13 protein-coding genes are annotated in these 13082 nt (G+C 40.1%); 2 read left to right on the forward strand and 11 right to left on the reverse strand.

The window, feature by feature from the left end; translation table 11 throughout:
* Nucleotides 1-68 precede the first annotated feature (68 nt).
* Nucleotides 69-833 (reverse strand): alpha/beta fold hydrolase, encoded by a 765-nt coding sequence (locus J8L86_RS17690; protein ID WP_065108129.1) that lies wholly within the window; start codon nucleotides 831-833, stop codon nucleotides 69-71.
* Nucleotides 834-1173: 340 nt separating this feature from the next.
* Here J8L86_RS17690 and seqA point away from each other — a divergent pair, with 340 nt between their 5' ends.
* Both seqA and pgm read left to right on the forward strand, forming a co-directional pair.
* A complete protein-coding gene (seqA, locus tag J8L86_RS17695) occupies nucleotides 1174-1842 on the forward strand; it encodes a replication initiation negative regulator SeqA (protein ID WP_211031177.1) in 669 nt (222 codons plus the stop codon).
* Nucleotides 1843-1862: 20 nt separating this feature from the next.
* Nucleotides 1863-3503, forward strand: a complete 1641-nt coding sequence (pgm, locus tag J8L86_RS17700; RefSeq protein ID WP_211031178.1) for a phosphoglucomutase (alpha-D-glucose-1,6-bisphosphate-dependent) — start codon at nucleotides 1863-1865, stop codon at nucleotides 3501-3503.
* Between the two features lie 71 nt (nucleotides 3504-3574).
* Here the strand turns inward: pgm and J8L86_RS17705 are convergent, their stop codons facing one another.
* From J8L86_RS17705 to cybH, 10 genes are all read right to left on the reverse strand, one after another.
* Entirely contained in the window at nucleotides 3575-3739 is a 165-nt protein-coding gene (locus J8L86_RS17705; RefSeq protein WP_167692912.1) for a hypothetical protein, read from the reverse strand.
* A 64-nt stretch (nucleotides 3740-3803) separates the two neighbouring features.
* Complete coding sequence (gene hypA, locus J8L86_RS17710) at nucleotides 3804-4151, reverse strand: hydrogenase maturation nickel metallochaperone HypA (RefSeq protein WP_211031179.1); 348 nt, start codon at nucleotides 4149-4151, stop codon at nucleotides 3804-3806.
* Nucleotides 4151-5164: a hydrogenase expression/formation protein HypE gene (gene hypE / locus J8L86_RS17715; protein WP_065108126.1), complete on the reverse strand. Its 1014-nt coding sequence runs from the start codon at nucleotides 5162-5164 to the stop codon at nucleotides 4151-4153. The genes hypA and hypE overlap by 1 nt, the downstream gene beginning before the upstream one ends.
* Nucleotides 5151-6281 (reverse strand): hydrogenase formation protein HypD, encoded by a 1131-nt coding sequence (hypD, locus tag J8L86_RS17720; RefSeq protein WP_211031213.1) that lies wholly within the window; start codon nucleotides 6279-6281, stop codon nucleotides 5151-5153. Before hypD ends, hypE begins: the two co-directional genes overlap by 14 nt.
* Nucleotides 6282-6283: 2 nt before the next feature.
* Nucleotides 6284-6520 (reverse strand): HypC/HybG/HupF family hydrogenase formation chaperone, encoded by a 237-nt coding sequence (hypC, locus tag J8L86_RS17725; RefSeq protein WP_065108124.1) that lies wholly within the window; start codon nucleotides 6518-6520, stop codon nucleotides 6284-6286.
* A 4-nt stretch (nucleotides 6521-6524) separates the two neighbouring features.
* Nucleotides 6525-7238 carry a hydrogenase nickel incorporation protein HypB gene (hypB, locus tag J8L86_RS17730; RefSeq protein ID WP_211031180.1) on the reverse strand — a complete coding sequence of 238 codons (714 nt, stop codon included), beginning with the start codon at nucleotides 7236-7238 and terminating at the stop codon, nucleotides 6525-6527.
* A gap of 103 nt (nucleotides 7239-7341) precedes the next feature.
* Complete coding sequence (gene hypF / locus J8L86_RS17735; protein ID WP_211031181.1) at nucleotides 7342-9870, reverse strand: carbamoyltransferase HypF; 2529 nt, start codon at nucleotides 9868-9870, stop codon at nucleotides 7342-7344.
* Between the two features lie 10 nt (nucleotides 9871-9880).
* Complete coding sequence (locus J8L86_RS17740) at nucleotides 9881-11866, reverse strand: hypothetical protein (protein ID WP_211031182.1); 1986 nt, start codon at nucleotides 11864-11866, stop codon at nucleotides 9881-9883.
* The gene (locus tag J8L86_RS17745) at nucleotides 11859-12413 is read right to left on the reverse strand and encodes a HyaD/HybD family hydrogenase maturation endopeptidase (protein ID WP_211031183.1); all 555 of its coding nucleotides are present in this window, start codon (nucleotides 12411-12413) and stop codon (nucleotides 11859-11861) included. Before J8L86_RS17745 ends, J8L86_RS17740 begins: the two co-directional genes overlap by 8 nt.
* Before the next feature lie 3 nt (nucleotides 12414-12416).
* The gene (cybH, locus tag J8L86_RS17750) at nucleotides 12417-13082 is read right to left on the reverse strand and encodes a Ni/Fe-hydrogenase, b-type cytochrome subunit (protein WP_211031184.1); all 666 of its coding nucleotides are present in this window, start codon (nucleotides 13080-13082) and stop codon (nucleotides 12417-12419) included.

Here is a 13082-nt window from a genome sequence, read left to right on the forward strand (position 1 = left end):
AATATATCACATTGATGATACGTGGGCTATATCTGCTTAGTTCAATTGATTAAAATTTACGTAAAGATTTATACCGAATGCTTGTCAATAAACTCAACAACTAAACGATTAAAAATCTCTGGCTTTTGTGCATGTAACCAATGGCCAGTACCGTTTATCGTTTTAGCACTCACCTTTGGAAACTGTTGCATAATAGCGTCTGTATGTTCTGCTGTAACGTATTCAGATTCTCCACCTCTAATGAAAAAACAAGGTTTATTGAAGCTGGTGTTAGGCATATCCCAACCAATGATTTGCGGGTAATTTTCAATGAGACCAGCAAGATTCATTTTCCATTCAAAACCCGTATCTGTGCGTTGTAGATTCTTAAGTAAAAACTGTGCAGTGCCGACATCAATGTCAGCAGCTAAAAGATGTTCTAAAGCCGTTTTACGGGTGGTTTTGCTATCAAGAGGTAAGCTTGTTAATCCAGCAAACACTTTTTGATGCCTTGGTGAGTAACTCACAGGCGCAATATCAGCGACCACCAAACTGGTTACTTTTTCTGGATGAAGAAGCGCCAAAGCCATTGCGACTTTGCCACCCATCGAGTGACCAACAAAGTGGGCTTCTGGTATTGCTAATGTAGACAATAGGTTCACACATTCTTGTGCTAATTGAGGGTAATCCATTTGTTGCCAGTGCTGACTTTGTCCATGGTTTGGCAAGTCAACACGAATAACTTGATAATGAGGCTCTAATGCATTCGCTAGATTCTTTAGGTTGTCTAAATTACCGAATAAGCCGTGGATTAATACCACTGCTGGTCCTTGTCCTGTCGAAACGTAATGCATTCACTTTTCTCTATATGATGATTAATGAGGCGTGATTTTGCCTGTAAACCTAGCTGGATTTCAAGTGAGTTATCAGATTAAAAAAATCTAAAATGTTCATTAATCAATCCACCAGCAAGATTAACTGATGAAATCGACTCATTTTTAAGAGATTAAGTGACATTAGCTCTTTATCGTTTTGCCACACATGGGTAGACTGTGAACATGATTAAGATCGATCAAAATCGATCCTTTAGCCGCCCTTAACTTGTTTATAACTATCATAATGATTAAGAGTATGACGTTTTACAAGGCAATGCATTTGGCGGCATTCGTTTAAGCCAAAAGGAATAAGACTAATATGAAATATATTGAGGTAGATGAAGAGCTCTATCGTTATATTGCTAGCAAAACAGAACGTATTGGCGAAAGTGCATCTGATATTTTACGTCGTTTGTTAGAGTTATCTGTAGAAGCTGTTGAGCATGCAGAGCCGCTTGATATTAGTCACCCAAGTCTAGAAGCTTCAGCAAATACGCAATCTGTTGCCGTTTCATCTGAAGCTACTTCAATAGAAAATGATCAGTCAGCCGTTGAATCAGAGGTAGAAACCAGCTCTGCAGAAGTTAGCACCGTCAGTAACACGGCTGCACTTTCAGGTAATGAGGCAAATATTGCGACACCAAACACACCTGTTGATTTTAGTACCTTGGTTCATGAACATATGCTAGCTCAGCAAAAAGGGGCCGTAGGTCGCTTTATGTACTTGCTTGAATCACTATCAGTATTAACACCTTCAACATTTGACCAAATCCTTAAAATTCAAGGTCGCGGTCGTTTGTATTTCGCACGTTCAAAAGCTGAATTATTATCAGCAAGTCAATCTGCTAATCCAAAGGAAATTGGTGACAGCGGTTATTGGGTAACAACCAACAATAATACGGCGAAAAAGCGTACGATTTTATCGGAAGTATTATTGCAATTAGGTTGTAATGAATCTCAGGCAAAATCGATAGCAGATAACATTTAATTACGATAGGGAGATTACGGGTGGCGATTCATCAAAGAGCAGGGACTGTGGCTCAACAGTCAGATTTAATCAATTTACCTAAATTAATGAGCCATTATTATCGCATCATCCCGAATGTTGACGATGTTCAGCAAAAGGTGACTTTTGGGACTTCTGGCCATCGTGGTAGCGCATTAAAAGCGAGCTTTAACCAGAACCATATTTGGGCAATCACCCAAGCTGTCGTTGATTACCGTCAACAAGCCGGCATCAAAGGCCCAATGATTGTTGGCTTTGATACTCATGCATTATCTTATGCAGCGTACATGTCAGTACTTGAAGTTCTAACAGCAAATCAAGTCAAAGTCTGCGTTCAAAAGGATGATGGATTTACCCCGACTCCTGTGGTTTCTCAAGCTATCGTTGCAGCTAATCGAAACAGTACCGATTTAACTGATGGTTTAATTATTACTCCTTCTCATAATCCTCCGCAAGATGGCGGGATTAAATATAATCCACCACATGGCGGGCCTGCTGAAGCTGAGATTACTAAACAAATTGAAGCTAAAGCCAATGAATATCTTGCCAAACAACTCTCTGGTGTTTACAAGGTTAATTATGGTGTTGCAGTAGATTCAGGTTGGATTGATCACGTTGATTTTATCGCTCCATATGTCAATGCCTTAAGCAGTGTTATTGACCTTGAAGCTATTGCAAAAGCTAACATTCGTATTGGTGTCGATCCATTAGGCGGATCTGGTATCTATTACTGGTCCCATATTGCACAAGCACATGGGTTAGATATTACCGTCATTAATGACAAAGTTGATCCGTCATTTAGCTTCATGCCATTAGATAAAGATGGCAAAATTCGTATGGATTGTTCTTCTCCTTACGCTATGGCTGGCTTATTAGCACACAGTGAAAACTTTGATGTTTGTGTCGGTAATGATCCTGATTACGATAGACATGGCATTGTTTGTCCCGGTTTTGGCTTAATGAATCCAAATCATTATTTAGCTGTAGCAATCGATTATTTACTTACTTACCGAAAAGATTGGTCTGCTGACTTAGCTATCGGCAAAACGTTGGTTTCGAGTGCAATTATCGACCGTATCTGCCAATCCCATGAGCGTCAATGTCTAGAGGTGCCTGTCGGATTTAAATGGTTTGTTGATGGATTGGCTCAAAGTACGATTGCGTTTGGCGGTGAAGAAAGTGCAGGTGCAGCCTTTTTAAATAAAGATGGTAGTACTTGGTGTACAGATAAAGATGGCTTTATTTTAGCTTTGCTTGCTGCTGAAATCATCGCGGTAACTGGCAAAACGCCAGCACAGCGATACGCTGAGTTAACCGACAAATTCGGTGAAAGCTTTTATACCCGAATCGACAGTCCAATTAGCTTAAAGAAAAAAGCTAAGTTTGAGCAATTATCATCAGATAGTTTTACCGATAAAACCCTAGCAGGCGAAGACATTACCGCTATATTGTCTCACGCTCCAGGTAATAACGCTGCGATTGGTGGTATTAAGGTGACCACCGAAAATGGGTGGTTTGCTGCACGTCCTTCAGGAACTGAAGCACTTTTCAAAATATATGCAGAAAGCTTTGTAAGCGAAACCCATCTGCAAGACATAATCAGTCAAGCTCAGGTGATGATTGATACTGCCTTAAGAGCATAGCTATTTATTAATTAATAAATATTGACTTCAAAGCCCTCAGTAGAGGGCTTTTTGTTTTGAGGTTGTCATTGCTACTTAGATTTCTTGTAGAAAATAAAAGCAACGATAGCGACTAATACTATCGCTGGCACCACTTCATACATGTGATGGAAAAGGCCAACACCGCCATGACCTTCATGTGCCATAGCGAGTGACGGTGTGATAGCCATGAGTACCGCTGCGATTTTAGTTTTCATAGTCGTGTCCTTTATCATTAAGTTGGTTATGTTAAACAATCAATTTTGAACAGTGTTAACTCTTTCAAATCGAATTCATTTCAAGTTGCATGAGCATCATATCTTCGCCATCAATGACTTGTGTCTCATAGCTTAAACAGTGTGGGCAAACGATATTTCGCTGAGTTAATTCAGTTTGTTGATTACATTGCCGACACTTGATAACTAATGCCTGTTGTTGCAGATTTAATTCAGCATTATTACAAATAGTGCCCAGCTTAAAGGTATCGAAAGCCGTTTGAAGTAACTGTGGTTCAACGCCACTCAAAACACCGACTTTTATATCGACCCTTATGATGTCAGTTGCATTATTATCTTTAGCGAGCTGAGTAATTTGTTCCATTAGAGACATCACAATCGAGTATTCGTGCATTAGCAAATCCTTGGTAGTAATTCACCCTGAGGGATATCTAAATATCGGCTACTACCCCAAGGTGTATTGAGCACGACTTTACCTGGATTCTTATCTGTTACATTGCCAATAATGGCTGCTTGGTCGCAATGACAATACTGAGCCATGACTTCTAGTGCTTTATCTGCTGCACTGCGTGGCAGGGCAATAATAAACGTGCCTTCATTGGCCAAATCAAAGGGTTCAAATCCATACAGTTCACACAGCCCTTGTACTTCCGAAGAGACTGGAATGGCGGTTTCATTGATATTGATACCAACATTAGATGCTTGCGCCCATTCATTAAGCACAGCTGAAAGGCCACCTCGAGTAGCATCACGCATCGCATGAATGTCTACATTTGATGCAATAAGTTGCTCAACTATCGGCCACAATGTCGCACAGTCGCTTGTGAGTGCCGATTCCAACGTTAAACTGTCTCTTGCCATTAGAATTGCAGCGCCATGTCTTCCTATATCGCGAGAAACGATTATCACATCGTCTTGTTGTAAGTTTTTCACGGAAATATCAGGTTTAACAATTTGGCCAATGCCTGAGGTATTGATAAAAATACCATCAGCACACCCTTTAGGCACAACTTTAGTGTCACCGCACACGATATGTGCACCGCAGTGCTGCATCTCGTCAGCCATACTCGTCACTATTGTTTGCAGATCTGTTATTGCAAAGCCTTCTTCAATGATAAAGCTGCAACTTAAGTATTCTGGTATGGCACCCATCATGGCTAAGTCGTTAACAGTACCGGCAATTGCGAGTTTGCCAATATTTCCACCCGCAAAAAATAACGGGTCTACAGTAAAAGAGTCTGTTGTAAAAGCTGTCGTACCACATAGCTGCAGTTGTGCGGCATCTTCTTCAGCGGCCAAAATTGGATTGGCAAAAGCTTTAAAAAACATGTCATGGATCAAAACATTCATTTCTTTACCGCCACCGCCGTGACTCAGTTGGATCCGATCGTTTTTACGTATTGGCATGTGCGACTCCTGCGTAGCGATAATAAGCGTTACACGCTCCTTCTGAGCTGACCATACAGCTACCTAATGGGTTGTCTGGCGTGCAGCCTTTACCAAACACTTTACAATCTGGCGGATTAGATAATCCCCGCAGTATGTCACCGCACTGGCAGGCTTTATGGTCATCAATTTCTTCGCTGGGTAATTGTGATTGAAAAATGACTTCAGCATCTCGGTGAGCATATTCATGTTTTAAAGTAAGCGCTGAATTGGGTATAGGTCCTAGGCCACGCCAACGAAAAGACGTTTTAGTTGTCAGATATTGATGGATGAGTGCTTGTGCTGCGACATTGCCATCTTCAGTTACTGCGCGGCTATATTGAATTTGTAATTCTGATTTTTGCTGGGCCTTTTGTTTAACAATATTAAGAATTGACTCCATAACATCGACAGGTTCGAAGCCTGAAACCACGACTGGGGTTTGATATTGGTCTACAGCTGGACGATATATTTTAGCTCCGCTTATAACACTCACATGCGCGGGTCCAATAAAGGCATTTACTTGGGTTCTTTTATCAGCCATAACAGCATCAATGGCTGGTGGAACAAGTACATGGTTTATATGAAATAATAAGTTATTGATTTGCTGCTTTTCAGCTTGATCAATCAGTACCGCAGTCATAGGTGTAGAGGTTTCAAAGCCAATTGCAAAAAATATCACCTGTTTATCAGGGTGCTGTTTTGCAATATTCAAGGCATCCATTGGATCATATAAAGGCCTAATATCTGCACCCTGTGAGCGAATTTTGGCTAAACTGCCTTTTGATCCGGGCACTCTGATCATGTCGCCTAATGTGAGTAAAATGACATTAGGCTGCATTGCTAACGTGGCGGCATGGTCAATGCGTTCTTTTGGCATGATACATACAGGGCAGCCAGGCCCATGAATAAATTTGATATTTGATGGTAGTAGTTGATTTAAACCGTATTTCATAATGGTGTGTGTATGCCCACCACACACTTCCATTATGTTAATATCTTGATTAACCGTCTTAGCATAAGATTTAATAGCATTAGCAAGTGCTCTAATGGTTTTCGGATCGCGAAATTCTTTATACAAGTTGGATAATTCCATTATGCTTATTCCTCTTGCTCAAGTTTTTCAACGATTTCTCTGTATAACGCTAAGCTCAGTTTTGCATCTTCCTCATCAATTTTATTCATTACAAATCCGATGTGTATTAACACAAAATCACCGATTAATAGAGGCTCAGACATTAGATGAGAACTAACACGTCGTTTTACACCTAAGGTATCGACAGTTACTGTGGCGTCAGCATGCACTTGCGTTACTTGAGAAGGCACAGACAAGCACATAATGTTATTCCTCTAATTGCTTATTAAGCCAATTTGCTACGGCAGTGATAGATTGTGGGTCCTTAATAGATATTGGCATGAGGGTGACGTCTGGATTGAGCTTTTGAAGTTGTTTACGGCACTCTAGTAATGAAAAATCAAAGTGTTCTGCTAAATCCATTTTGGTGATTAATACCAGATCTGCACGTCTAAACATGACAGGGTATTTTTCAATTTTATCGTCACCTTCGGGTACTGACAGTAAAACGATATTTCGATGGGTACCAACATCATAGCTAGCAGGGCAGACCAGATTACCAACGTTTTCAATAAAACAGATATCAATAGGCGCAAGATCGATATGATGTAATGCTTGATGAACCATAAATGCGTCTAAGTGGCAAGCTGAGCCTGTTTGTACTTGGTATGCTTCAATGCCTTTAGCAATAAGACGATCCGCATCGCGTGAGGTTTCTAAATCGCCTTCAATGACAGCGTACTTTTTAGCTAAATATTCGTGTAAGTGTTCGAGTAATGTTGTTTTGCCACTACCAGGGCTACTCATTAAATTAAAAGCACGAACCTGATTAGCCTCAAAATGCTCACGATTATGCTGAGCTTCATGATCATTTTTGTCGAGTATTTTATGAATAACCGACAAGGTTTTCGTGTCATTCAGCTGTGGGTTACTATGAAGATGACTATGATCTGTCAGTGAGCATCCGCAATCTTGGCACATATATTTACTCCTTTAAAACGCCCTGAATCTAGTACAAACCAGTATCAATAAGCGTTGGTAATAATTCTTTGATTCATATCAGCTATTTATCTCTTATCATGAGTTAATGCTGAGTTTGTGATCTATTAAGTTGCTGATACGCATACCAAACTTGCCCAACTGAAATTCCCGAATCATTAATGGGTACTTTGTGACAAGGTAAAATACGCGTGTTTTTCATCGCATTTATTTCTGAGCGGTTGGCATAGGTTTTAAGGTTATTAAAAAGGTGAGTGTCATGGGTAGTGAGCTTAATTCTTACGAGTTCATTCAAAAGTTTATTTTGAAAAACGCCGCCGCAGAGTACGACTTTAAGATGTGAAGACTGATTGGCTATGTCATACACCATGTCAGCGATACTATTGATAAATGCTAAGCAAAGGTGCGCTTGCTTATTATCTGACGAGATTTCAGGTAATGCCTTAACTAGCTGCTGTATTAATAAAGCCGTGTTAAATACGGCCGGACTTTTATCTAGTACCTGATCTTTACTTGTATTTGCTTCCATACTCAAATGGGGAACAGGACAAGCGTCAGGCAGTGTCTGGTCTAAGGGCTGTAGTGTAAGCAGATCTAAAGCATTAACTTGATTTTGAGGGTATTGCAGCGATTTAATGGCTTCATTTGCATAAGTTTCAATTAACATGCCTGATTGAGCTTCAAAATCATTTTGTACAATTAAATCAAGTGCTACAGCGACGGCATCAAACAGTCGCCCCATAGAGCGACTATGGATACATGCCGTGTCATTACGCCACATGGTATGTAAATTGGTAATCGTGCTTTTGTCCATTTGTTGTATTGCATTAATGGGTAATGACATGACTTGTTCAATTGTCATACTCTCAAATAACAAAGCCAGTAAAATTCTTACTGGTTGCTTGATAGCTTGTTCACCGCCAATTAATTTAAACGAGTTAAGATGTGCTTTAAGTTCAAAGCCGTCAGTATCAGCAACCATACACTCGCTGCCCCAGAGCTGTTCATCATCTCCCAAACCTGTGCCGTCAAAACTAAATGCAATTACGTTATGCTGATAATTGTTAGCCGCTAAAACACTTAATACATGTGCATAGTGGTGCTGAACTTTAGCTAGGGGGAGTTGATGTAAATCAGCTTGTTTTGCAGCCCACTGGCTTGAAGAATAAGTCGGGTGTTTATCAGTAATAATCTGTTCAGGGTTAAATTGATAGAGTCGGTTGAATGTTGATAAGGTTTTAATGAAGTGCTGATCAGTTTCTAAATTAAATAAATCACCAATATAAGGGCTAACAAACGCGTTCTCATTAAAAGCGTAGCATTGGGTATTTTTTTGCTGTGCACCCACACCCAGTAGGGCATGGTTTAAAGAGTGAGGTAATGGAATACTCAACGGTGCGTAACCCCGAGCAAGCCTTATAACTTGTAACTCATCATTTATGACCTGCACGACACTGTCATCACACGCATTGACGATATCTCGGTTATGGTCGAGTATTCCATCAATTACATAGCCTAGTTGACTTATGATGTTTTGTGAGTCCGTGATGATTGGCATAGAAGACTTATTGGCACTGGTTGCAACAATAGGTTTTTTAAATAAATCTAACAGTAAGTAATGTAATGGTGTGTAGGGTAAAAATACCCCTAAAGTATCAATACCCGGTGCAATGTCGTCGCATATTATAGATGCAACATCATCACGTTTTTTTAATAATGTTATAGGCTTTTCAGCTGAGTTAAGGATTTGCCACTCTTTTAATGAACCCGAAACTATTTGTTTAGCTTGGTTAATATCAACAGCCATAACTGCAAAAGGTTTAGTTTTACGTTGTTTACGAAGGCGTAAAGTGTTCACTGCTTTGGCGTTTGTTGCATCACATATTAAATGAAATCCGCCTAAGCCTTTTATTGCGATAATTTTACCTTGGTTAAGATCGTTAACCACTGCTTGCAATACATGTTGACTGTTGTGAGATTTGGCATGGGCATTTGATGTGATTGTTTTATCTGAGTTGATTTGAGAATAACGTATCTGCGGACCGCAATTAGGACAACTCACAGGTTGAGCATGGTAACGTCGATTTAATGGGTCATGATAGGCATGTGCGCAATCATCACACATTTCAAACGTTGCCATTGAGGTATTAACGCGATCATACGGCAATTGTTTAACGATACTATAGCGTGGCCCGCAATTGGTGCAGTTGGTAAAAGGATACAAATAATGTCTGTTGTTAGGATCGCGCATTTCCAGTAAACAATCTCCACAAGTGCTTTTGTCTGCGGATATTGAAACGACTGCGACGTCTTCACTGTGACTGGTTTTTATTTCAAATTGTGTTAAATCACGATCAATCGCTTCTTCTTTGATCATCAATTTATCAATTCTAGCCAGAGGAGGCGGGTTCACCTTCAATTGATGCACAACACGGTTAATATCGGTGTTTAACCCTTGTAAATGAATACAAACGCCTTGCTGGTTATTCAATACTGATCCGACGAGATTCAATTCAGTCGCTAACCGGTAAACAAAGGGTCTAAATCCAACCCCTTGAACAATTCCATTGATGTTAAGTCTAACTTGTTGACGGTAACCTTGGTGTATGGTCATAAAAGACTCCTTAGTAACGTCGACGTTTAGCGAGGAATAAACCACCCACTGCGAGGTTTGCACCGTCTAAATCAAGTAGTCGATTGACGACAATTGGATAATTTTTCCCTAAGCGCAAACACAGCCTATCTGCTAACACTGAGTACCTGAAATCACTTCCGGCTAAGACAACAGCATCAAGACCCATTTCCTGGTCAAGATGATCCATCCAGTTACTTAAATAGTCAGCTAAAGAGTCAAAAAAACCAAAGGCCACTATTGCAGGGTTGGCATCAGCAAGCATAAAACTCATTACTGATGAAAGCGTTTGCTGCCAGTTAATTGATCGTTTTTGTGATTCAGAAGTGTTTTCTCCGTTATATGCACATAACGGGAAGTCGATACGTGGGGCATTGTTTCCATTGTATAATTGGGCTAATTGATGAAATTTAGCGGCTAACTGGGCGATGTGCTTACAAGTTAGCGGTTGAGTTTCTGCATCAGTCGTTAAGTTACACGGCGTAATTGCCCGTATGTCCGCTTCAGATAATACAAACAAGGCCACTACTGCAATAAATCGCTCTAAGCTATTGCTAGTATTGTGTGAGCTAAAAGAAACAGATTTAATGACTTGGCATCGTTGACTAAATTTTTGTCGAAACTTATCGCTAATTTGATGCTTGTTTTTATCTAGTTCAGCGAGAATGCTTGCGCCTGATTTAGCAATATAGGGCATCATTAAAAAGCAATCATGCTTTGCTGATGTATCTTGAGTGATCACACAACTAGGGTGTTGATTGGATAAGTAGATACAGGCTGCACTCGTTGCTGTTTGTTTATTTATATGACGTCTATTTGCTTTATACTGAGATGCTGAGAAAGAATTCGCCAGTATCCCTGCATGTAATGCACAGCTCGCGGCCTCAAACCCGGGAAATACCTTTGCTATCGGAGTAACAATATCTGGAATTTTTACATGTGGACTGCTTGTTATACCGCTAGGTAATAGCGTTGATTTACAAGTAATCATCTCTTTTAGATATGTAGCCTGATATTGACCATAAGTATGAATATCATGTCTTGGCATAGGAGCAGGGATGTTAACCTCTGCAACATTAGTTTTGTTTGCGACCCAGGCAAGGTTTACCCAGCTTAATGCGAGGTCATCTTGTTGTTTATCAATATAAAGCCAATCAATGCCTTGTTGTTGTAAGTGTGTTGATAGTTGCAATAGTAGCCGTGAATCTGCAAAACACACTTGATAATAGGTTTCACTTAATCTCGATTCAGACTCTGAAGGCTGTTTGTTAGCAAGTAATGTTATTGATGGTTTTTCAAGGCTTGATAAAGCATGGACTTGATGTGGCGCAATATGGAAATAACGACTGATACGCTCAGGGTTTGTCACTAAGATCTGTGGACAAATTTGTTGATGCCACGCTTTTTTGTCAAGCTGCTGGGCTGCTAAAGGAAGTAAAGATAACCTGATGCCATTGGCTTTATCTATACCGCTTGCTTTCAGATCAGAAGTTAACTCAACCGTGTCGCCCTTAATCAGTTTTGTCGCAAGTTGAGCAATATCATGATGACTATAGCCTATCTCATAAGGTTTAAGATTATTTTCACCATGGCATTGTTGGCAAGCGAATGAGATATCAGCTGGAATTGTATGGTCTGCTATGGGCTTACTGCAAGCATGACAAAAATATTGATTGAGCTTTGAATGTAGGATTTGCTCCTGTGAGCCGATTCTTTCTGTAATACGAATAACTTCGGCTCGTTCAAGCCAAACTGAATATAAAAAACGCTCGGCTATCTCGTCTGCAATTACAGTTAGCTGATTTTCTTCAGCTTCAACTTCAATACAATATTGGTGCAACACATCAAATTGTTGCTCCCGATGCAGCTGGTGGATTGTAGTGAAAAAATACCGATTATCATTGATGTACTGATTACACAACTTTGCGTACAGCGCGATTGGTTGATGGCAAAAAAAGTTAAACCTGATTTTAGGCATACATGTTTGCTCCACGCTTATAAGAATCAGGGATTAATGAATTGATGTCGACCTCTGCAATACATTTTGAGCTAAAGCCCTGAAGACTGAGATGCTTAAGTAAGGCTTGTTCCATCACTGGCACTGCGGCCTGTATTTGAGAGGTTAAACCTAATGTCATTGGTTCAATCACAGTTGGTGTTACACCAATAACATGGGTATTTGGGCGGTCGCCCACCATTTCCATCATGATTAAGGTTTGCAGCATTTCAACTTCATGAGCACTACCTTGCCAATCAATTTCTGGTGGAGCTTGATCAAAGTTAAACGAGTAAACTTCGCCTGGTTGAACCCCAGGACTGTTGACGGTATCGACGACAATCAAATTATCGAAACGGCATAATATTGGAATTAACCCTTGGGCTAGGGTTCCGCCATCTAATAAATCGAGTGTGATATTAGGATGATAAAATTGATATTTCTCTTGGATATAATTAACGAAATGTACGCCGATACCTTCATCGGCGTACAATACGTTACCTATTCCTATAAGTAAGGTAGAGGTCAAGGCTTAATGATCCTTATGGTAGTCATAACCTGACACGATAGAGTCCACAGCGTTATGTTTGAAGCGAATACCAGACCACACAGCCATATAGACATGAATGACCACAAAGACGATAAATACCCAAGTCAGAATGTGATGCCATATTCTGACTTGTGCTAAACCACCCATTATTTCAGTGAACCATGCAGACACATCCCACAGTAAGCCACCTAAACCTTCATGATAAACGTTGGCGTAAAGTACCAAGCCAGTAATGCACATAAATAACGCTACCAGTGAAATGGCAACATAAGTGACAAACTGCAGTGGCCCGTAAACACCCGCTTTATCAAGGTGTCCCATCCAAATGTAGGATTTAATTTGAACAATCCAGCTTTTAACACTGAGTACATCTTTTATAGAACGTCTTTCGATACTGCTTTTTCCAAAAAAGAACAAATAAAAACGAATAAGCGTGACACTAGTTAATACAAAACCAAAAACAATGTGAGCAAACCTGATCCAGCCTTGTACCAATACATCAGATGACTCTGGTGCCACTAAAAAAGGCCAAGAAATGTAAAAGCCTGTCACAACTAACACAACAATGGCTAATGCTCTAAGCCAATGAAATATCCTTATTGCTGGTGAAAATATGAGTTCTCTGTGATGCGTAGCAACCTGAGTCAT

This window comes from Shewanella sp. MMG014 (assembly GCF_018100775.1).
Classification (GTDB): domain Bacteria; phylum Pseudomonadota; class Gammaproteobacteria; order Enterobacterales; family Shewanellaceae; genus Shewanella; species Shewanella japonica.